20 protein-coding genes are annotated in these 21,519 nt (G+C 34.5%); 5 read left to right on the top strand and 15 right to left on the bottom strand.

Going from position 1 to position 21,519, the window contains the following annotated elements:
* Positions 1 to 5: 5 nt before the first annotated feature.
* Genes hisA through hisIE form a run of 3 tightly spaced genes read left to right on the top strand, consistent with a single transcriptional unit; the run spans position 6 to position 2,136 of the window.
* A complete protein-coding gene (gene hisA / locus GQ596_RS00400) occupies positions 6 to 743 on the top strand; it encodes a 1-(5-phosphoribosyl)-5-[(5-phosphoribosylamino)methylideneamino]imidazole-4-carboxamide isomerase (RefSeq protein ID WP_160399952.1) in 738 nt (245 codons plus the stop codon).
* On the top strand, positions 725 to 1,501 hold the full coding sequence (gene hisF, locus GQ596_RS00395; RefSeq protein WP_160399718.1) for an imidazole glycerol phosphate synthase subunit HisF: 777 nt from the start codon (positions 725 to 727) through the stop codon (positions 1,499 to 1,501). The genes hisA and hisF overlap by 19 nt, the downstream gene beginning before the upstream one ends.
* A complete protein-coding gene (hisIE, locus tag GQ596_RS00390) occupies positions 1,495 to 2,136 on the top strand; it encodes a bifunctional phosphoribosyl-AMP cyclohydrolase/phosphoribosyl-ATP diphosphatase HisIE (RefSeq protein WP_160399717.1) in 642 nt (213 codons plus the stop codon). Before hisF ends, hisIE begins: the two co-directional genes overlap by 7 nt.
* Positions 2,137 to 2,214: 78 nt before the next feature.
* On the opposite strand, the gene cysB is transcribed toward hisIE, so the two are convergent.
* The 3 genes from cysB to matP form a co-directional block, all read right to left on the bottom strand.
* On the bottom strand, positions 2,215 to 3,186 hold the full coding sequence (gene cysB, locus GQ596_RS00385; protein ID WP_160399716.1) for an HTH-type transcriptional regulator CysB: 972 nt from the start codon (positions 3,184 to 3,186) through the stop codon (positions 2,215 to 2,217).
* 163 nt (positions 3,187 to 3,349) lie between these two features.
* Positions 3,350 to 5,959: a type I DNA topoisomerase gene (gene topA / locus GQ596_RS00380; RefSeq protein ID WP_160399715.1), complete on the bottom strand. Its 2,610-nt coding sequence runs from the start codon at positions 5,957 to 5,959 to the stop codon at positions 3,350 to 3,352.
* 29 nt (positions 5,960 to 5,988) lie between these two features.
* Positions 5,989 to 6,453 carry a macrodomain Ter protein MatP gene (gene matP / locus GQ596_RS00375; RefSeq protein ID WP_160399714.1) on the bottom strand — a complete coding sequence of 155 codons (465 nt, stop codon included), beginning with the start codon at positions 6,451 to 6,453 and terminating at the stop codon, positions 5,989 to 5,991.
* A gap of 148 nt (positions 6,454 to 6,601) precedes the next feature.
* Here matP and GQ596_RS00370 point away from each other — a divergent pair, with 148 nt between their 5' ends.
* Entirely contained in the window at positions 6,602 to 8,281 is a 1,680-nt protein-coding gene (locus GQ596_RS00370; RefSeq protein WP_160399713.1) for an amidohydrolase, read from the top strand.
* An 83-nt stretch (positions 8,282 to 8,364) separates the two neighbouring features.
* Here the strand turns inward: GQ596_RS00370 and GQ596_RS00365 are convergent, their stop codons facing one another.
* Both GQ596_RS00365 and GQ596_RS00360 read right to left on the bottom strand, forming a co-directional pair.
* Positions 8,365 to 9,753, bottom strand: coding sequence for a PTS fructose transporter subunit IIC (locus tag GQ596_RS00365; RefSeq protein ID WP_160399712.1), 1,389 nt, complete (start codon positions 9,751 to 9,753; stop codon positions 8,365 to 8,367).
* Positions 9,746 to 10,180 (bottom strand): PTS sugar transporter subunit IIA, encoded by a 435-nt coding sequence (locus GQ596_RS00360; protein ID WP_160399711.1) that lies wholly within the window; start codon positions 10,178 to 10,180, stop codon positions 9,746 to 9,748. Before GQ596_RS00360 ends, GQ596_RS00365 begins: the two co-directional genes overlap by 8 nt.
* A 370-nt stretch (positions 10,181 to 10,550) precedes the next feature.
* Here GQ596_RS00360 and GQ596_RS00355 point away from each other — a divergent pair, with 370 nt between their 5' ends.
* Positions 10,551 to 11,912, top strand: coding sequence for an APC family permease (locus GQ596_RS00355; RefSeq protein WP_160399710.1), 1,362 nt, complete (start codon positions 10,551 to 10,553; stop codon positions 11,910 to 11,912).
* A gap of 124 nt (positions 11,913 to 12,036) precedes the next feature.
* On the opposite strand, the gene GQ596_RS00350 is transcribed toward GQ596_RS00355, so the two are convergent.
* The 10 genes from GQ596_RS00350 to GQ596_RS00305 form a co-directional block, all read right to left on the bottom strand.
* The gene (locus tag GQ596_RS00350; RefSeq protein WP_160399709.1) at positions 12,037 to 12,300 is read right to left on the bottom strand and encodes an HPr family phosphocarrier protein; all 264 of its coding nucleotides are present in this window, start codon (positions 12,298 to 12,300) and stop codon (positions 12,037 to 12,039) included.
* Positions 12,301 to 12,427: 127 nt separating this feature from the next.
* A complete protein-coding gene (locus GQ596_RS00345; protein WP_160399708.1) occupies positions 12,428 to 13,366 on the bottom strand; it encodes a phosphatidate cytidylyltransferase in 939 nt (312 codons plus the stop codon).
* Positions 13,367 to 13,427: 61 nt separating this feature from the next.
* The gene (locus tag GQ596_RS00340) at positions 13,428 to 13,832 is read right to left on the bottom strand and encodes a hypothetical protein (RefSeq protein ID WP_160399707.1); all 405 of its coding nucleotides are present in this window, start codon (positions 13,830 to 13,832) and stop codon (positions 13,428 to 13,430) included.
* Between the two features lie 71 nt (positions 13,833 to 13,903).
* The gene (locus GQ596_RS00335) at positions 13,904 to 15,235 is read right to left on the bottom strand and encodes a phosphatase PAP2/dual specificity phosphatase family protein (RefSeq protein WP_160399706.1); all 1,332 of its coding nucleotides are present in this window, start codon (positions 15,233 to 15,235) and stop codon (positions 13,904 to 13,906) included.
* A 6-nt stretch (positions 15,236 to 15,241) separates the two neighbouring features.
* The gene (locus GQ596_RS00330) at positions 15,242 to 16,993 is read right to left on the bottom strand and encodes a bifunctional alpha/beta hydrolase/class I SAM-dependent methyltransferase (RefSeq protein WP_160399705.1); all 1,752 of its coding nucleotides are present in this window, start codon (positions 16,991 to 16,993) and stop codon (positions 15,242 to 15,244) included.
* Between the two features lie 12 nt (positions 16,994 to 17,005).
* Positions 17,006 to 17,614: a CDP-alcohol phosphatidyltransferase family protein gene (locus GQ596_RS00325; RefSeq protein WP_160399704.1), complete on the bottom strand. Its 609-nt coding sequence runs from the start codon at positions 17,612 to 17,614 to the stop codon at positions 17,006 to 17,008.
* A gap of 13 nt (positions 17,615 to 17,627) precedes the next feature.
* On the bottom strand, positions 17,628 to 18,347 hold the full coding sequence (locus GQ596_RS00320; RefSeq protein ID WP_160399703.1) for an epoxyqueuosine reductase QueH: 720 nt from the start codon (positions 18,345 to 18,347) through the stop codon (positions 17,628 to 17,630).
* A gap of 276 nt (positions 18,348 to 18,623) precedes the next feature.
* A complete protein-coding gene (locus GQ596_RS00315; protein ID WP_160399702.1) occupies positions 18,624 to 18,914 on the bottom strand; it encodes a GNAT family N-acetyltransferase in 291 nt (96 codons plus the stop codon).
* 242 nt (positions 18,915 to 19,156) lie between these two features.
* Positions 19,157 to 20,347, bottom strand: a complete 1,191-nt coding sequence (locus tag GQ596_RS00310; RefSeq protein ID WP_160399701.1) for an ABC transporter permease — start codon at positions 20,345 to 20,347, stop codon at positions 19,157 to 19,159.
* A complete protein-coding gene (locus tag GQ596_RS00305; protein WP_160399700.1) occupies positions 20,344 to 21,504 on the bottom strand; it encodes an ABC transporter permease in 1,161 nt (386 codons plus the stop codon). The genes GQ596_RS00310 and GQ596_RS00305 overlap by 4 nt, the downstream gene beginning before the upstream one ends.
* Positions 21,505 to 21,519: the final 15 nt, after the last annotated feature.

The following is a 21,519-nucleotide window of genomic DNA, read 5'->3' as shown; positions in this document are numbered from 1 at the left end:
ACCCAATAATTATTCCTGCTCTTGATTTAATTGACGGTAATGTGGTGCGATTACATCAAGGCGATTATGAACAAAAACGTGATTATGGCAATAATCCGCTTTTACGTTTACAAGATTACGAAAAGCAAGGTGCTAAGCTATTGCATTTGGTGGATTTAACTGGTGCGAAAGATCCTAATGCTAGGCAAATTTCGTTAATAAAATCACTTATTAGTGGTGTTCAAATTCCTGTGCAGATTGGTGGTGGTATTCGTACCCAAAATGATGTTGAAGCATTATTATCCGCAGGTGCTGCGCGTGTGGTGATTGGTTCAACCGCCATTAAACAACCTGAAATTGTTAAACAGTGGTTTACAAAATATGGTGCTGAAAAATTGGTATTAGCGCTTGATGTACGAATTGATTCTAAAGGAAACAAGTATGTCGCTATCCACGGTTGGCAAGAAGACTCAAAACAGACATTGGAATGCGTAATTGATAGCTATTTGCCTTATGGATTGAAACATGTGCTTTGTACTGATATTTCGAAAGATGGTACGCTTAGCGGTTCGAATGTTAAGTTGTATCAAGAAATCAGTCAAAAATACCCTCAAATCGCTTTTCAAGCTTCTGGCGGAATTGGTCAATTAGATGATATTGAAGCGCTTAAAGATAGTGGTGTTGCTGGCGTGATTGTCGGGCGAGCACTGCTTGAAGGTAAATTTACTGTTCAGGAGGCAATTTTATGCTGGCAAAAAGGATAATCCCTTGTTTAGATGTTCGTGATGGTCAAGTGGTTAAAGGCGTGCAATTTCGAAATCACGAAATTATTGGCGATATTGTCCCTTTAGCAAAACGCTATGCTCAAGAAGGCGCTGATGAGCTCGTTTTTTATGATATTACGGCTTCATCTGACGGTCGTGTAGTAGATAAAAGCTGGGTTGCTAAAGTTGCCGAGGTGATTGATATTCCGTTTTGTGTCGCTGGTGGAATTAAAACAATTGAAGATGCTGGGCAAATACTCTCATTTGGTGCTGATAAAATTTCAATCAACTCCCCTGCGCTTGCTGATCCAACCTTAATTACTCGCCTTGCCGATCGTTATGGTGTGCAGTGTATTGTTGTTGGTATTGATACTTGGTATGACAAAGAATCTGATAATTATCACGTTTACCAATTTACAGGGGATGAAAAGCGCACCATTGCCACTAAATGGAACACGCTTGATTGGGTTAAAGAGGTGCAGAAGCGTGGTGCTGGCGAAATTGTCCTTAATATGATGAACCAAGATGGTGTGCGTAATGGCTATGATCTGACTCAACTTAAAGCTATTCGTGAAGTTTGTCATGTACCACTTATTGCTTCGGGTGGTGCGGGCTCTATGGCTCATTTTTTACAAGCATTTACAGCGGCCAACGTTGATGGTGCATTAGCAGCTTCAGTATTTCATAAGCAAATGATTAATATTGGTGAACTTAAACAGTATTTAGCTCAAAATGGAGTAGAAATTCGATTATGTTAACTCAAAATTGCGATACAAAATTAAATTTACAACAACTAGATTTGCAACAACTGGATTGGCAAAAAGTAAACAATCTAATGCCGGTGATTATTCAGCATTATGTTTCTGGTGATGTGCTGATGCTGGGTTATATGAATCAAGAGGCATTAGCGCAAACAAAAAATAGTGGTAAAGTGACGTTTTATTCACGCACCAAACAGCGACTTTGGACCAAAGGCGAAACGTCTGGTAACTTTTTAAATGTGGTGAGTATTTCGGCAGATTGTGATAATGATACTTTACTGATTTTAGTTGATCCTATTGGTCCAACCTGTCACACAGGATCAAATAGCTGTTTTGATAAAGTAAAAACCGAATGGGGATTTTTGTTTGAGTTAGAACAGCTAATAGCTGGGCGTAAAAATGCCGATCCTAAATCATCATATACCGCCAAACTCTATCATGACGGCACTAAACGTATTGCTCAGAAAGTTGGTGAAGAAGGCGTTGAGACAGCATTAGCCGCAACCGTACATGATCGCGAAGAGTTAAAAAATGAATCTGCTGATTTGGTTTATCATCTTTTAGTTTTACTTCAAGATCAGAATCTATCGCTACAAGATGTGATCGGGATTTTAAAAGCAAGACATAAATAATAAACCTAGCTAAAGTGCAAATCCCATTGCACTTTAGTGTTAATTTTATATTCAATTAGCATAAAACAATAAATCAACTTAGCAAACGGGTAATTTTACCCCGTTAAACATTGCTAATACTTCGGTATTGTTTTCACATAAAATAAGCTTATCAACTGTTTGTCGATTCAAATGAGGTGCAAAAAGATGAGTAAAATCGTACATATAACTACGTAAAAATAGCGATCGTGAAAAAACAATATAGGTCGTACTGTAAGGAAAGATATGTCCTGCGTTAAGTACAACAAAATTATCATCTGAATTATTACTTACCGCCATTTTTGCAACAATACCCACCCCTACACCTAGCTTTACATAAGTTTTAATTAGATCAGCATCGGTTGTACTAAAAACAATATTTGGCGATTGCTTAGCCTTTAAGAAGGCTTGATTTAAATCTGAACCATCATTTGAAAAATCATAACTGACTAACGGATATTTAGATAATTCTTCAATCGATATCAAGCGGCTTTTTGCTAAAGGATGATCTTTCATAACAATAACCGCTTGGTTCCAGTGATAGCAAGGCAAAGCGATCATATCGTCATTTAATTGTGAAATATCAGTCACAATAGCAAATTCCGCTAGCCCTGTTTGTGCTTGTAATATGCATTGTGCAGATGATCCTTGTTCCATATGTAAAGTAATATTTGAGTATTGCTTCATAAATTTTTGGATCACAGACGGCAAAGCATAACGGGCTTGAGTATAAGTGGTTGTAATGGTGAGTGATCCTTGATTTGGCTGACTAAACTCTTTGGCAATAATTTTGATATCGTTAGATTTATTGAGGATTTCTCTAGCCGATGCAATAATTTTTTCACCAACGGGGGTTACTTGTGAAAGGTGTTTACCTGTTCGAGTAAAAATTTGCACACCAAGTTCATCTTCTAATAGCTTTATTTGTTTGCTAATGCCTGGCTGAGAGGTATACAGTTTTTCGGATGTTAGCGATACATTAAGATCGTTATTTGCGACTTCAACAATATAACGTAATTGCTGCAATTTCATGACAAACAAAAGCTCCTTTGACTGTATGCTTTCTCCCTTTTAATAATGCTTTAAAAGGGAGAATTTAGGAGGTAAGTTTTTCACACATCAGCACAAAAAACAATCGTTTTATACTGAAAGGTATACTCCTTTGAAACTTTTAATAAAATTTAAAGGTTCTTACCTATTTTTTACCATTAATCCACTTGCCATCCACATATTGCATTACCCAACCTGTCGATTTTCCATTAACTTCAGAAGTGACATACTGTTGTTTATTTTTACGACTAAAACGAACAATAGAGGGATTGCCTTCAGGATCTTTATTTGGTGCTTCGGTTAAGTAAATAAATTTTTCTGGTAAGCGATCTTTAAAGCGTTGTAACTCTTCAATTAAAGGCGCTCGTGTTTCCCTTGATTTTGGAAAGTTATGCGCAGCTAAAAAGATTCCTGAAGCACCATCACGTAACACAAAGTGTGCATCTGATTTACTGCATTGAAGCTCAGGTAAATCGACAGGATCTTCTTTCGGTGGCGCAACTTCACCATTTTTTAAGATTTTACGTGTATTTTTACAATCAGGGTTAGTACATCCCATATAAAGACCAAAACGACCTGATTTTAAATGCATTTCTGAACCACATTTTTCACACTCAATAATTGGACCTTCATAGCTTTTTATTTTGAAGTTACCTTTCTCGACAATAAAGCCATCACAAATTGGGTTATTACCACAAATATGTAATTTACGTTCGTTATCAAGTAAATAACTATCCATTGCTGTGTGGCATTTTGGACAACGTTTACGTGCTCTTAATGCGTCAGTTTCGGCTGTCTCAGACTCTTCTAAAAGATTAAGTGTTTCATGCTCAGGGATTAAGTTAATCGTTTGTTTACAACGCTCTTTAGGAGGCAATGCATAACCAGAACAGGCTAAAAATACGCCAGTACCCGCAGTTTTAATTCCCATTTCACGGCTACAATTTGGGCATTTGATTTCAGGCGTTAATACCAATGGATTAAGTTGCATACCACCTTTATCAGGCGTTTGTTCGGCCACTTCAAGATGTTGACTGAAGTCGCTAAAAAATTGGTCAAGCACTTCACGCCATTCTTGTTTTTTATGTGCAATTTCATCAAGTGCATGCTCCATACGAGCGGTAAAATCATAGCTCATCAAATCATTGAAATTCTCGCTAAGTCTGTCAGTAACAATTTCTCCAATTTTTTCAGCATAAAAACGACGGTTATCTAAACGTACATAACCTCGATCTTGAATAGTCGAAATAATAGTCGCATAAGTCGAAGGGCGTCCAATTTCACGTTTTTCAAGCTCTTTAACTAATGACGCTTCGTTGTAACGTGCTGGTGGCTTAGTAAAGTGCTGATTTGGGTTTAAACTAATTAAATCGAGCTTATCGTTTACCGATACCTGCGGTAATATCTTATCTTCACTATTTTTAGCTAGCTGTGGTTGCACTTTAGTCCAACCATCAAAACGCAATGTACGACCTTTAGCTTTTAAAGTGAAATCGCCAGATTCAACAGTCAGTGTTGTTGAATTGTATTCAGCCGATGTCATTTGACATGCCACAAATTGACGCCAAATTAGTTGATATAATTTGCACGCATCGGCTTCAACATCACTAAGATTGTCAGCTAAGATAGTAACATCTGATGGTCGAATCGCTTCGTGTGCTTCTTGCGAGTTCTTTTTGCTACTGTATACATTAGCTGATTTAGGTAGATATTTGTCACCAAAGTTTTTACCAATATAATCGCGTACCATGGTTAAAGCATCTTGACTTAAATTGGTCGAGTCAGTACGCATGTAGGTGATGTAACCTGCTTCGTATAATCGCTGTGCCAACATCATGGTTTTTTTAACACCAAACCCTAAACGTGTGCTAGCCGCTTGTTGTAAAGTCGAGGTTATAAACGGCGCTGTAGGATTGCTTTTGGTTGGCTTTTCTTCAATATTTGTGACTTGATATTGGCTTTTGTTGAGCTCGGCCAAAGCAATATCAATCGCAACTTTATCCTTAGGTTCAAAAGCTTTATCTTTGTAGTGTGTAACTTGTAAAGTAAGCTGATCTTTCTTTGCGGTGTTTAGATCGGCATAAAGATCCCAATATTCCTCAGGAATAAAGGCGTGGATTTCACGCTCACGCTCAACGACAAGACGAACCGCAACCGATTGTACACGGCCAGCTGATAATCCTCGGGCAACTTTCTTCCAAAGTAATGGCGATAACATAAAGCCTACAACACGATCCATAAATCGACGTGCTTGCTGTGCATTTACGCGATCCATATCAAGCATTGATGGCTCATTAAACGCATTTTTGATTGCGGTTTTGGTAATTTCATTAAAGACCACACGACGGTATTTACTATCATCACCTCCAATAACATCTTTAAGGTGCCATGCAATGGCTTCCCCTTCTCTATCCAAGTCGGTTGCGAGATAGATCATGTCTGCGTCTTTTGCTAGCTTTTTAAGTTCAGATACAACCCGCTCTTTACCCGGTAAAATTTCGTAATGTGCTTTCCAACCGTTATAAGGATCAACGCTCATACGATCAACTAAGACCTGCTTTTCTGAACGTTTAACCTTTTTCTCGGTTTTATTTTTTGTATCTTTTGCAGTTTTTTCAGCTCGTTGGTTACTACCACTCACAGGTAGATCTCGAATGTGACCTACACTTGATTTAACCACGAAATCTTTACCAAGATATTTATTAATCGTTTTAGCTTTGGCTGGTGATTCCACAATAACAAGGGATTTTCCCATAATTAAACCTATTTATCCTGTAATTTACGTTATTTACTGTTTTGCTTCACATCAAGCATCGACAGCAAATCATCTTTAATTGTTGATACTTTTGTTACATATTGCTCTTTCTGCTCAGCATCTTCAATTAGTTGTGTAATTGTTTGCGACAACGTACAACCTCGGCGTTTAGCCAAATTAGCAAGTCGTTGCCAAACTAAAAATTCCAAATCGATAGACTTTTTCCGTGTATTTTGTTGCTCTGCATTAAAATGCCGTTTTCGTCTTGCCCGAATAGTTTGCTTCATACGGTTATCTAAATCGGGATTTAAATGTGCTTTTATCCAATCAATAACTGCTGTTGGATTATGTTGTAATAACAATAATTCATTCACAGCATGCTCAGCTGCACTGTTTTCAACATGCCGTGTAATACGTTCACCGTCCTGATGCCTTTTTACTAAATAGTGCCACTTCCAACCACATTCAAGGTTCTCTAATTGCTGATATTTCACTGACTCACCTTGTGACGCTGTAACAAATAAACTAGTTTTAGCATAATCTCGGCACACAATAAAGAAAATTATTGCATTTGACAAATTTTTTATAAATCTGCTATCGTTCACTTTTCATTTCGATCTTTATTTTAAGGAATCATTAATCATGGTTAAAGCGGATGTTATTTACATTAATGGCTATATTTATACAGCTGACAAGCAAGACACTGTTTGCCAAGCTGTAGCAATCGAAAACGGTTATATTATTGCAACAGGCACCACGCAAGAAATAAATAGCAGTCAATATGTCGATAATCATACGATCATTCGTGACTTACAAGGTAAAACCATGATGCCGGGTATCATTGATTCGCATTTGCATACTTTTTGGGGAGGAATGCAATTATCATCATGTAATTTGAATTATCAAAGCTTAACAATTGATGATACTTTAGCCATTATACAACAATATTTAGATAAGGATTCTATAAACGATAATAATCACTGGCTACAAGTTCGAGGTTGGTTACGACAAGAAGTTTTGCCAATTGGCACCGATATCACACGCTTTGACCTTGATAAGCTCAATACAAAACGCCCTGTTATTTTATTTTCAAACGATTGCCATACGTTAGTTGCCAATAGCATTGCTTTAGAAAAATTTGGACTAAATAGAAATACACCTGAACCAACTGATGGTAAAATTGGTCGTACTGAAGATGGCGAACTTAACGGCATTTTAGAAGATGCGCCAGCTATGCGAGCATTTGATAGCATATCTAAACTTACCGATGAGCAAGCTGTAAACATTGCTAAACTATCGCAAGCGGAACTCAATAAGCAAGGTGTCACTGCAGTTATGGATGCCCGAATTACAGAAGTTCAAGCCGATGCTTTTTTAAAACTACAGCAACAAGACCAGCTATCTGTCCGCTTATTTGGTGCTCGTGAACTACCACCAGATGATGTATCATCAATTGAAGATATCCCAAATGTTATTAACAAAGTAAAGCAATTTGCAGCACGTTATGACGATAAAAACTGGCAACCAAAACCAGGAATCAAAATTTCACATACTAAGTTGTTTGTTGACGGTGTAATGCAAGCACCATTAATGACTGCAAGGCTATTAAAACCCTATTTGCTTGAAAATGAAAAAGATCGTTATGGTGATCTTTATTATTCTACTGAGATGCTAGATGCTTTAATTCTTGAGTCATCTCGAGCAGGGTTTCATCCACATATGCATACAGTAGGTGAAGGTGCGATTGAAGTCGTTTTAAATTCCATTGAAAAAATGCGTAAAGCATTGCCTAATGCAGACATACGTCCAAGTACTGCTCATAATGAGCTTAGTGCGTCACATCAATTTACTAGATATCAGCAATTGAACGCTTGTGTAGTTTTCTCGTTCCAATGGGCCGGCTGTAGCTCAGCGATGATCGAACAATATAAGACATTATTTGGTCCTGAGCGTTATAACGGTTTAGAAGCTCACGGACAATATATAAATGCAGGTGTAACTTGCGCATTTGGAAGTGATTGGCCAATTGATCCATTAAATGAGTGGTATGATTTCCAAATTGCCATGACCAGACAAATCGATGCCGAACATCCACGATTAGATAGTGACCGTAATTTAACCATTACCGAAGTATTACGTAGCGCAACAATCAATGCGGCTTATGTTCTAAAACAAGAGGCATATATTGGTTCAATCGAGAAAGGAAAATTTGCGGATTTAATTATTTTAGATCGTAATCCATTTACTATTCCAACAACTGATATTCAAAATGTGAAAGTACTAACCACTATTGTTGGCGGAAAAACAGTTTATCAACAATAGTGCAAAATACACAGTTAACTTTTCTGTTTTTTAAAGCTGTAAATCATTACACTGGCAGTTACTGCCAGTGTAATTACCTGTTATCATTCAACTTCCGTATTTACTTCGCTCTCAACAGCTGTTTTTTTAGTGAAATGTAAAATAGCTGCGATAATAAGCGCACCTATAAACATGTCAATGACATACCACATTGCACCTTTAGTGACTCCACCTAATGCCACTAAACCACCAAATGCAACAAGCGAATCTATACCATTTAGCATACCTAGCATACCTGCTATCGCCGTACCAACCACAATTGCAATGATAACTCGTTTAGGGTCTTTGGCAGCAAACGGAATAGCACCTTCTGTTATTCCTGCTAGTGATAAAAAGAACGCTGTAATACCAAATTTTTTTTCTTCTTTGGTATATTTAGATCTTGATACTATCAATGATGACACCGCTAATCCTAATGGTGGAATAGCACAGCACATACGAAACACACCATTTGGGCCATAAACGCCTTCCGCCATTGCCGCTAATGTAAATGCTGTGGCAGCCTTGCTACATGGTCCACCCATATCTAACGCGGCCAATATACCAATGCCAATACCTAGAAATGCTGCATTTACCTCAGACATACCTTTTAAAGTAGCCACCATAGCTTTAACAAACCAAACAAGAGGATAAGATAAGCCATAAATATAAATGGGAGCCATAACCAATAAAGTTACTGTTGGAATAATCATTACTGGCATAATCGACTCTATCACAGGATGAACTTTAACCGTTTTAAACCATTTAACAAAATAACCAATTAAGATACCAAATATCATTGCACCAATAAAACCAGTGCTGACTTGATTAGCACCAATTGGATTATTCACTACATATCCCATAATAAATGCAGGCGCTAAAGCTGCATTCCCCCCAATGGAATAAGCCATATAGGCTGCTAGTACGGGTACCATCATGGCAAAACCATATAGTGCAACCTGTTTTAAATCGACAAAAAATTGATTACTTGGTAAGATATCGCCATTAGTAACATCGCCTGTCATTAACACAATTGAAAAAAGTATTCCTGATGCGATGATGACTGGTAAAAATTTACTGATACCTGTATTTAACGCTCTAAATATTTCTTTACCTATACTATCTTTAACCTCTTTGGTTGATATTTGATCCGCATTATTAAAAATTGTAACGGTATTTTTTACAGCTTCACCAGTACTAACTTTAATGATATTTTTATAAGGTTCCAGTCTATCAGCATTTTCGATTGAAATATCGGTAGCTAATACAATAACATCCGCAGTTTTAAGATCTTGCTCGGTTAATGGATTATCAATTCCAGCAGCACCTTGTGTTTCAACCTTATAATCCCAGCCACGTTTTTTGGCTTCATTTTCAATTTTTTGTTTGGCAATATAAGTATGCGCCATGCCAGCTGTACATGCACAAATCGCAACAATCTTTTTTTTACTCATATAATCCTCTGATTTTATTAGCTACAAATTGAATATCGCTGTTAAGTAAATCCTGAATAAAATCATCATCAGCTAAATTTGATGCTAATTTAGCAATAATAGATAGATGTTCTTTATTAGCATGCTCTGGCGCACCAATTAAAATTACTAATTTGACTTTATTATCATTATTCCAAACTATGCCATCAATATATTTACCGACAACAATAAATGGCGAATTAACTGCTGTACTTTTGGCATGAGGCAAAGCAATATCTGGTAACATATCTGTTTCCATTTCCTGCTCATGAGCCATCACATCATCAAAAAAACTTTTAACATTTGTTAAATAAACTTGGCTAGCTTTAGCCATTAAATTAATAACGGAAGATTTTTGATTAGTAACATCACTAGTCAAATCAACCGATAAAACAGGAATTGACTGCATAAATAGACTCTCTTTAATTAATGATAACTATCCAAAATAAATTAATTTTATTTTGCTTTGTATGTTCAATATACAAAAATTTATTTATGCTGACATTTATTTTGTTTAGAAAATAATAGATTTGGATCACAAATATGAAAATTAAAACTTATCATGTTTTAAGTATCTCATTTAAATTAAATCGCCCTGAAATACCAAGTAATACATTTTAAAGTTTATAATTCGCCCGTTTTAGTACTATTTTACTAAAAATTAACTTGCATAATTATCATAATATGTCAGAATTCCCTGCCGCTTTAAGCGGGTAAAAAGGCAAAACTATACTTAGTAGTTTTTTATTGTTTTTTGGGACAGAGGAGCAAAGTAAGTCATGTCCGCAATAAAAATGAAACGAGTTTTAACCACACCTGCATTAATTGCATTTGGTTTAGCTTATATGGTTCCTTTAGGGATCTTTACCACTTATGGGGAAGTCACTGTTGCCAGTAATGGACACTTACCTATAGCCTATATCATCACCCTTGCTATGATTTTTTTCACTGCATTAAGCTATTGTCGTATGGCAAATAAGCTACCTATTGCAGGTTCTGCTTATTCTTATGTACAACGTACTTTTGGTGGAAAAGTTGGTTTTTTGGTGGGCTGGGCACAAATCCTTGATTACCTATTTTTGCCAATATTAAATTATTTGGTTTTAGGTATTTATCTTAATGAAGCATTTCCAAGCATTCCTGCTTATGTTTTTGTATTGGGTTCGCTTATTAGTGTTAGCTTTTTAAATTACCTTGGTATAAAACTGATTAATTCAGTAAACTTTACCTTAATCATTGTACAAATGGTTTTTATCGGGTTATTTATATTTTTGAGTTTAACTAATGTGGATTTAACTCCTGAAGCAATGATGAAACCATTGCAAGTTAATGCCAGCGATTTTAGTGGTTTAATGTCAGGAGCAGCAATATTGTGTCTTGCTTTTTTGGGCTTTGATGCTATTGCAACCCTAGCCGAAGAGTCTAATGATGCACAAAAATCACTACCAAAAGCCATTATATGGACTGTGTTAATTGCGGGTTGTATTTTTTTAGTGGTTTCTTATTGTGCTCACTTAGCTTACCCAATGTGGACTGATTTTACTGATAACAAAGATACTGCAAGTTTAGAAGTGGTTCGTCAAGTTGGTAAAATCAGCCAATTAGGCGGTGATTTTATGTATAATTTCTTCCAAGCAGCCTACTTAACGGGAGTTTTTGCATCGGCAATGACTGCGCAAACTAGCGTGTCACGGATTTTCTATGCAATGGGACGTGAAGGGGTGCTACCTAAACAGATTTTTTATAAAATTCATCCACGTTTTAGAACGCCTTATTTATCGATTATTTTTGTTGCCTGTTTTTCATTGTTGTCATTAGTATTAGATCTTAGTTTAGTGGTTTCAATGATAAGCTTTGGCGCATTAGTAGCTTTTACTTTTGTCAATTTATGTGTGATCAAAAGCTACCTTGGTGGTAATAATGCAAAAACAGCATCAATGCTATTTAAGTATGGACTATTACCTGCAATTGGCGTTTTGCTTTCATTGTGGTTGTGGACAAGCCTTGATGCGACTGCAATGATTGTTGGTTTGGTTTGGTTAGCAATTGGGTTTATTTATTTAATTTATCTAACTAAAGGTTTTACCAAAATGTTGCCGTCTATTGATCATAACGAATTGAATTCAATAATTAAAGATTAATTTAATCTTTTTAAATTAGGTCTACTTAAAAGTATCTAGTTACGCCTTTCAAAAAACAATTCCGTCGACATAAGTCGACGGAATCAAATCTAAAAAATAATTATTAGCTAAACTAAGGTTGCAATTACTCACCAAAACCAGTAGCAAATAATTCACGAATTTCGTCCATTGCTGCTTGCTCGTCTTCACCATCACAGATGATTTCAACAGTTGAACCACCTTTAACGCCAGCACCAAGTAAACCCATCATGCTTTTTAATTTGATTGCTTTACCATTATAAACAAGTTCAATTGATGATTTATAACGACCAGCTAATTTAACTAGTGCCGTAACAGGGCGAGCATGAAGACCAGTTGAATTTTTTACTACCATTTCTTCTTTTAACATAATAAAGTCCTTATTTATATCTTAACGTTAATACAATGACTCTATTTATATCATAAATTAAATAATTTTTCTCTTTTTTAGTTATGATTTTTATACAATACTTTTAATTACTGGCATTTTAGACAAGTTATGTCCAATAATATCGCACAATATGAAAAAAAATTGGTGCAGCAAAACAGATAGAGTCCAAACGATCAAGCACACCACCATGCCCACCAATAATTTTTCCCCAATCTTTGATACCTCTATCTCGTTTTATTGCTGACATGACAAGTCCTCCAAAAAATCCAAGTAGAGTAATCATCAACGAAATCAAACCCGATTGAATAAAAGTAAAAGGTGTTATCCAAAATAAACAAGCACCAATTAAACTTGCCGATAACACTCCCCCAATAAAACCTTCAATGGTTTTTGATGGTGATAAATTTGGGCTAATAGGATGTTTACCAAATAATTTACCAAAAACATATTGTAAGACATCTGAAAGTTCGACAACCAAGACTAAAAAAGCAATCAAAAGTAAATTACGATCTTGGTAATGTTCAATGTTTAATGCTAATAATGCTGGCACGCAAGAGATACTATAAACAGTAATCATTAATCCCCATTGAACTTCAGCTGTTCTTTCTAGAAAATTATGCGTTGAGCCTGTGATTGCTGCCAAAATAGCTAATAACAAAAAACCATAAACAGGAATAAAAATACTAAATAGTCCGTACCAAGATACAGCCACTAAAATATATTGTAAAGGCAAAGCAATAAAATAAGAAAACATTAAAGCATAATTATCATAACCATTAGCTGAAGTTAAGGTAAGAAATTCTCTCAGGGCAATACATGATGCTAGGAAAAATAGAAAAATAACCGCCAATTTACCTAATAAAAATGCAATGCCAATGATTACTACCATTACCCACCATGAATTAATGCGAGTATTTAAATTATCAATGACACTATTTGGGCTTTTCATACGTTTTTTTAGTTGTAAGCCTATTATTGATGCAATAATGAGTAATACACCTATACCCACAAACAATAATAAAGTATCACGTTGATAATCAGACATTGTTTTCCCCTTAATTACATTTGCAGTATAATAAACTTAAATCAATTATAAAGTTAACTATTTAACCAAAACGAATCATTCCACTGATTAATATTCCAACTAATAGTAGTATTTGTAAAATAAACCAAAAAATTTGTTTTTTTAATAATTTTATTGTTCCTTTTTGGCGTTCAATAATCGATCTTGTAGGGAATTGATTGGTGTTAATTAAATTTAATTGCTGTAATGCCTCATCTAATTCCATTAATTTATTTGGTAACTGATCAACATTAGTGGCTAAATAATCAAACAGCTTTTTATCAAATTCAATACGTAGGGCATAATATTTGCTAATTAACCCCATCAACAAGCAGATAAGACAACCAATAACGCATAACAATGAACCTATCCACCAACTTGCTATCAATCCAAAACATAATGTTATTATCGTTATAGCTAATGAAAAAATATAAAATTGTTTACTCATTTCCAATAAGCTACAAAATATCACCAGTGTAGTTTGATTTATAATTTTAGGTGATTTTGTTTTGTTATAACCTAGCATAGGTTTCCTTTTTGTATTTGTAAAAATAGATCTGATAAAATTAAACGTTGTTTAGTTGTAATAACGACTGAATGACGGTTTGACTTGACTTTCGTAATAGCATCATCAAGGTTAGAAGCCCTTTTTGTTAGTAATAGCCAAGCAATTACTGCTGTTGCACTACGCGAATAACCTAATGCACAACAAACGAGTACATTTCCTTGTTTATGATACTGCTCAATCATTTTAGAGGCTTGCTGACATTGTTCAATAGTTAGTGGTGTCATATCTAACACTGGAATTGAGCAATAATTACCAGAAACACATCCTATAGGTAATTCAGCACACAGATCAACAATCGAGAAACAAGAATATTTTCGTAATGTATTGTTAGAGGGTATCCGTCCTAAATAAACATTATCATAAATTAAATCGGCTGATTCATTTTTAAATGTCCATAATCGTGAATTGATCCACATGATTATAAAATAAGGTAAATATAAAATCGTAGTGGCAAGATTAAAATGTCCGTTAGTCTGCTTTTGAAATCCTATTGCACCAACAAATAAGTAATTGACACAAACCAAAAATAAGGAAGCAGAAAGCCAAAGCAACCAAAGCCACCATCCATTAAAGTAGATTGCTAAACTCAGAAATAACAAAAATAATATAAAATAGATACTAGCCCAAACATAGTGTTTGGCTAGTTGTCTATTTTTTAATGGCGATAAGTTGTTATCTGGCCATAACCAAATACAAAAACAGCCAACCCATAATCCAGTTGGAATATCAAAAAAATGGTGTTGCCAAGTTGTTAATACTGACACGCCTATTAAGAGACACCAAACATGCAAAATATAACGAGCAAGCTTGGTATGTAAATAATTAACATAAAACTGCCATAAAATGATAAGTAATGTGATGTGTAATGAAGGTGCTTGATTAAATGGCTTATCAAATCCCATTAAAACATCAAACAATACTCCAGAAAAACCGTCTAATGGTGGGCGTTCAAAACTAAATTTAAGTGGAAAGATTAAAAAACAAAAAATACAAATAATCTGAGCAGAAAAAAGTCTAAAACCAAGCTTTTTAAGAGTTGAATAAGAACCAGCTAATAAAATGGCTAATCCATACATAAGATCTATTGACCAATAAGGTATGATAGTCCAAGGCCATAAAGGTATTGAGTGTTCCCATTCAAAAACTAAACTGCCTACATCACTTCGCATCGCTGTAAGTTCATTAGCAAAATTATAGCTAGTAAAAAAGAAAACGGTTAAACCAACTAACCATGCTAATTTATAAGCAGTTAGCTTATTAAAGCAATATTTTAACTCATACATTCTTTATTATTTAATTCGTTGAGCCAGTGATACGGTAAAAATCCCCCACTGATCAATACGCATAGTGATCTTTTTAAACCCAGCGTCTGCGACAAGTTGATCCATTTCAAGTTGGGTACGTCTGCGCATAATCCAAGGTTGTCCATCTCTATGTGATGTTAATGCTCTTGCTATAAATTCAAGTTGTGGGTGCCAAGGTTGATTAGTATAAATTAAATAACCACCTTCAGCGATTGAATCAGCTAAACCTGACAAAGATGCACGCAGTAACTGGTTATCACTAAATAATTCATATAAGCCAGAAACAACAGCTAATGTTGGTTGTGGTGATAATTGTGCTAGCTGTTCACGATTAAAAGCATCACCTTTTTCAAAACGGGCTATATCAGTTAATCCTTTTTCCTCTATTAATGCTTGGCCATCTTGTATGTTAATATCACTATAATCTCGTAATAGTACCGAATTGGGTTTATTAGCGAGTTGGTTAATCGTTTCTAAAATATAACGACCATGCCCTGCGGCAATATCAACAATATCGACAGGCTTATTTTGTTCGTGAAGTTGATTGATAGCGAGTTTTAATAGTTCTTCAAGGTGTGTCTTTCGTTGACGGATACCTCTCCATCCGATAGATTGTAAGTAAACATAATCTAAAAAACGCCCTAGTTTTGAGGTACCAGACGGTTCATTACGATAGACATAATCCAATGAGCCTCCCGAGTCAAACCCTATTGTCGTGCCCAATTTTATCCCATCCGAAAGTCGGCTAGCGTATGCTAAACTAGCTTTAATAAATTTCCAATATAAAGGTCTAATCCAACCTGATGGCGGTAAGGATAAATTATCTGCTTCTTGTCTTGTGTAACCAAGCATATCGGCATTAGTAAATGACTGAATTTTAGGTTCATTGGCAAAAGATCCTAGAATAAATCGCCTTGCACGATCGATTGCAAATTTTCGCTCTTTTTCACCAAAAGTATCATGATAAAAGCCAGGCAACACATGAAACTCTTTTTGTTCAGAACCTAAATTGTCATAAAATTGTTTTTGCGGTTTACGTTTTACTACATAATCCGAGCCTGAAACTAATAATTGCGTTGGAATATTAATGGCATTGGCATCTTTAACAATACGATCAGACACTTCATATAAATCAAGGAGTAATCGAACAGATATTGGTCGAGTAATCAATGGGTCTTGAGTAAATGATTCAGCACGTTCAACGTCGTGCGTCAACAATTTAGGTTTAACATAGCTGTTAACGAAAAAATTACCTTTTAAATTATACAGCAATTTCAAACCAGATATGGCTAATGGTACATATAATTTTACACTAAAGGCCGGTGAAGCTAATACCAAAGCACGAATATTGGGCACATAGTCATGTACCCATGCCGAGGCAATGACAGCCCCAACACTTTGGGCAATAATGGCAATATCTTCATAACAAAGCGAATAAGTTTGTTTAATATGTTCAATAAAACAGTTTGCATCTCTAATTAACGTTGCAAAATTGAGAGCATCACCACGATCACCCTCCGATAGACCATTTCCTCTAGCATCCCAAGCAAATATTTGATAATCAGGTAGTTCTAGTTCGTCAGCCAAGTGAGCCATGCGCCCAGAATGTTCATGCCCTCGATGAAAAAGAACAATTGCTTTAGAAAGACCTTTATTATTATCAGTAGCAGGCCAATAGCGATAAAACAACCGACAACCATCATGGCTAATAAAACTTTTTTGTTGCTGTTGACGCATAATTTTTCCTCGTTATTTTTGCGTTTCTTGCATGCCTTTTCGAACTCGGTTAATGACAGTATAAATAAGTAAAAAGCTGATGATCCAGAATAACGTATTAATCCACATTAAAGGTAATAAATAAGTTGCAATACCTAAACTTATCACCCCAAAGACAAAAGCTCGATCACTTTTACCCATTGGTCCATCATATCTCCTTGATGCTCCAATCATGACACCTAAAATGCCACTATATTCCGTTAAAATGGATAGTAAAATCAAAAAAATAACTAAATTGTTATTTACTTCTTGAAGTTGTGTAAAAGTGACCAATAGCACACTGTCAGAAATTACATCACAAATTTCATTTAAATAAGCACCTAAATTTGATTTTTGATGATATTCCCTTGCAAGCATACCATCAATAGCATTGAGTGCCATACGGATAAACATCCATATTGGAATAAGATAAAAAATCCATTGATATGATGCCAATATTCCAACAATAAAAGCAATCATGACAGATCCCAAACAGGCAATCAAGGTTACTTGATTAGCTGTAATATTAGCCTTATAAAGACGATCAACATAAGGACGTAGTCGTGCTTGAAACTTCGGCTTTAATTGATAAATTGATAACACAGGAAATCCTTATTTAAATTTCTTTAGCTAATCCTTGTTTAGCTATTTTTATCACATTTTTTAAATCAACACCTTGTGCTTTAGCGGCAAAAATACAGCCACAATAACACTGCCGATAAACATCATACTCTTTACAAAGCTCGATAGAACGTTTATAGCCATTATTTTTTTTAAAATCAGAAGGCAGATAATTGACCGAAAAAATTTCTTGAATTTCTAATCCTAGTTCATTAATTTTTTGGCTGTTTTTTTTAGGACTTAATGTTAATGCACTGGCAAAATAGTCAAAACCTAACTCTTGCGCTTTAATAGCAGCCAAATCTAAACGCATTTTATAACAGAGATGGCACCGTTCTCCCCCTTCTGGAGCATCTCGTAAATGTTCAACTTGCTTAATAAACTCAGCAGGCTGATAAGGAGCTTCTAAAAACTGAACGTTATTGCCTGTTTTTTGATTAAAATCAGTAATAAACTTTTGTTGCACCACGCTACGATATTCATATTCAACACGAGGATGAATATTAGAATTAGCAAAATAGATCGTAATATCAGCATATTGTGCTAAATACTCTAAAACATATGTACTACAAGGAGCACAGCAACTATGAATCAACAGTTTGGGGCGAACAGCTGTCGATTGCCAATCAGTAATCACCTCTTTTAAAACGGAATCGTAATTTACTTTATTATGTGGGTTTAATTTATCAAGAATAGTTTTAGCATTAATTAACATGAGGACTCAATTATTTGTTATTTTAGAGAATAAAGCCTTTAAGATTGGCTATGATATAGTGTTACCATTTATCCTTCAAGAACAACGCAAAATTTTTATACTTATAACTATGTATCATAAATTTAAACACTAAACCTTTACCAAAAAATAAATAAAAAAATGTACAACACAAAAACTAATCCCCCCTACATAGCCATTAAAGACTATGCTTAATTAGTCCTGCTCAAATGAAATTTTATATTATTCTTCATGTAGTTTTAAAAAATAATAAACAAACTATTCATCAATTTTATAATTTAATTTTTCATACAAAGCTCTTGCTTTGTAATTTTCGACTGATGTACATAATAAAATGCCACTATATCCAGAATTACTTGCAAAATTTTTTACTTTTTCCATTAATTGAGTTGCAACATTATGCCTTCTGCAACTTTTTATAATATATAAATCATTTAAAATTATAGTTGGTGATATGGATAAAGAAGAATAAGAAAAATATAGCTGTGTAAAACCACATGCTATTTTATTATCGTAAGCAAGAAAAATTATTGAATCATTGTTGATCAATCTTTCTCTAATGAATCTCTTTGATTCAGAATAACAACTTTTAATACCATAAAATTCTCAATATTCAGAAAAAAGTAATGATATATCATCAAGTTCGTCTAATGTCCCTTGCACTATATTAAATGAAATACTCATCAGTTTATAAAACTTCCTAATCACACTTTAGTTAAAAGTATTTTTAATACTAAACTGATAATTATTTTTAGTCAGATAAAAAAAGAATTACTTTTTAACAGCAATTATTAATTATTTTTATTAACATCCATAACAAACGTCTTCTTGATATAACGTTTTTCTAAAATAAAGGCGATAATAAAATAGATAATCGTCAATACCCACAAATGCCAATATTGCTGACTAAACTCAGAAAAGCTTGCACCCATTTGATTAATTTTTACAGAACCAACAATAGCGGGTACTGCTGGAAATATATAATCAATTAACTGGAACAACGAAGGCATCAATTCTTTTGGCCAAGATAGTCCAGTAACAAAAAATATAATCATACTTGACGGTATAATTAAACAAAAAACATCACTAACTGTATGAACAAAATGTGATACCACTTTACCTAATAACGCCGTAGAAAAAATAAAAGGAATAATAAACGACAAGGAAACGAAGATATTACCTAAGCGTGGCAAGTTATACCAATAATTAGCAAATACGGTATAGATAATAAAATAGATCAAATAAAGTACTAAATAAGTGAACAATTTACCTGAAAGTAGCAATAGCGCTGAAGATGTAGCATTACTTTGTTTATTAATAAATGTTGTTTCAAAATCAGAATTTTTGCTGAATAAACGACATAATATGCTACCAATAAGTAATGTTTGATATAAAATCAAAATAAAGGCAGCTGGAATAATATAAGTTGCATAACCAGATTGCGGGTTAAATAAACTAATCAGCTGAGTGCTAAAAGGCGAAACATTACTTGTTGCAACAGCAGGATCAACGCCTTGAGCTATTTTGCGTGAAATCGAAATTTTAGCACCAAAATTACTAGCTACAGTATTAATAGCCGTTGCCACATTACTATAAATCAAAATATAACTAGCATCGCCATAATATAAAACAGTACTCGTTTTCCCCGCTAAAATATGTTGCTGAAAACGATAAGGTATCAATACTACACCATATATTTTACGCTCTTCAATCAGTTTTTTAGCTGTCTGTAAATCTGTAATGTGCAAATCTGTTTCAATAGATTTATTTGCATCAATCTGCCTAACTAGCTCTCGGCTATAATTAGTATTATCTTGGTCAATAACAGCGATAGGAACATCACGTATCGCTTCATGTAAATAAGGTTGAGGATAAAAAAAGAAATAGATAAATATTCCCAAAAACATAACACTAAGTATCGCTTTGGTTTGAAATATTCGCTTTAATTCATCATAGGAAATTAATAGTAAAGATTTAATCATATTAACCGCCTACGAATTTTTCGTAAATGAAGCATAATAAGCATTGATACAATACTGAATTGAATCAGTAAATAAATAAATGGTTCTAATGAAGTCATCATATTTGGTGCCCTGAGTGTTTGATCAAGGCGAATCTGTATATACCATGTCACGGGTAATAAAGCCCCCCAAACATAAGCAAAAGTATTCATGGCAATACGAGGGAAAATAAGTCCTGTAAAACCAAAACTAGGCGATGCAACTAAACTTGCAGTACCATATGCCTGCGCTAATGTTGAACCAGTTAACCCAAAAAAAATCCCATATAAACATGACGTCAAGATAAAACATATATCACCGAATATAAGCAACATCAAATATCCATTCAGTGGTAAGTTAAAATAGGCGATTAAAACGCTATCAAATAAAATTAGGCAAAATAAAAAATAACTAAAATAAGGAGTAATGCGCCCTACTAAAAAAGTAAAAATGTTGTAATTAGCTAATTGTAATGTTTTTTGATAGCTTGTTCCGTCAAAGCGATCTCGAGTGATACTAGTAACCATTGCTATCATAATAATAATCTGCAAAATGGTAGGGATTAAACCACTCATTAATGTATATAGGTAATTTAATGTTGGGTTAAATAATGGATGTAAATTAGTTGGAACCGTTTGCATTTGACTTTGTGCAACAGGTAAAGCAACTCCATTTTCTAATAATCCTTGCAATACAATTTGACTATTAGCTGTTTTTAATGCTGTGCTCATGGCCCGAAAAATAATGGTGCCAGCAGACATATATTGATTATTATAAAAAGCGACTACTTCAGGTTGGCGTCCAGCTATAAGATCCTTTTCAAACTGAGGCTGAATAAAAAGTACTGCATAAACATCCCCTTTAATCAAAGCATGTTTAGCAGAGGAAAGATCTTGATAACGTTTAGCCACCTGTAATTGTGGAGAAGCAGCTACCTGTTGAATTAATAAACGTGATGATTTAGTTGTGTCTTGATCAACAACAGCAATAGGTACCTGAGTAATAACACCGGCATGGTACATATAAAGAAATAAAAAAATAAATAATAAAGGGTAGATAAAAACTAGTAAAAACAAAAATCGTTGTTTCACTAATTTACTCAGTTCCCATCTAATCACTTGTAATAGCGAACTAGACATGAATGCCGTCCTTTT

This window comes from Gilliamella sp. Pra-s60 (genome assembly GCF_009795755.1).
GTDB lineage: Bacteria > Pseudomonadota > Gammaproteobacteria > Enterobacterales > Orbaceae > Gilliamella.
The sequence above is the reverse complement of the archived record's forward strand: the minus strand, read 5'-3'. Positions and strand labels throughout refer to the sequence as shown.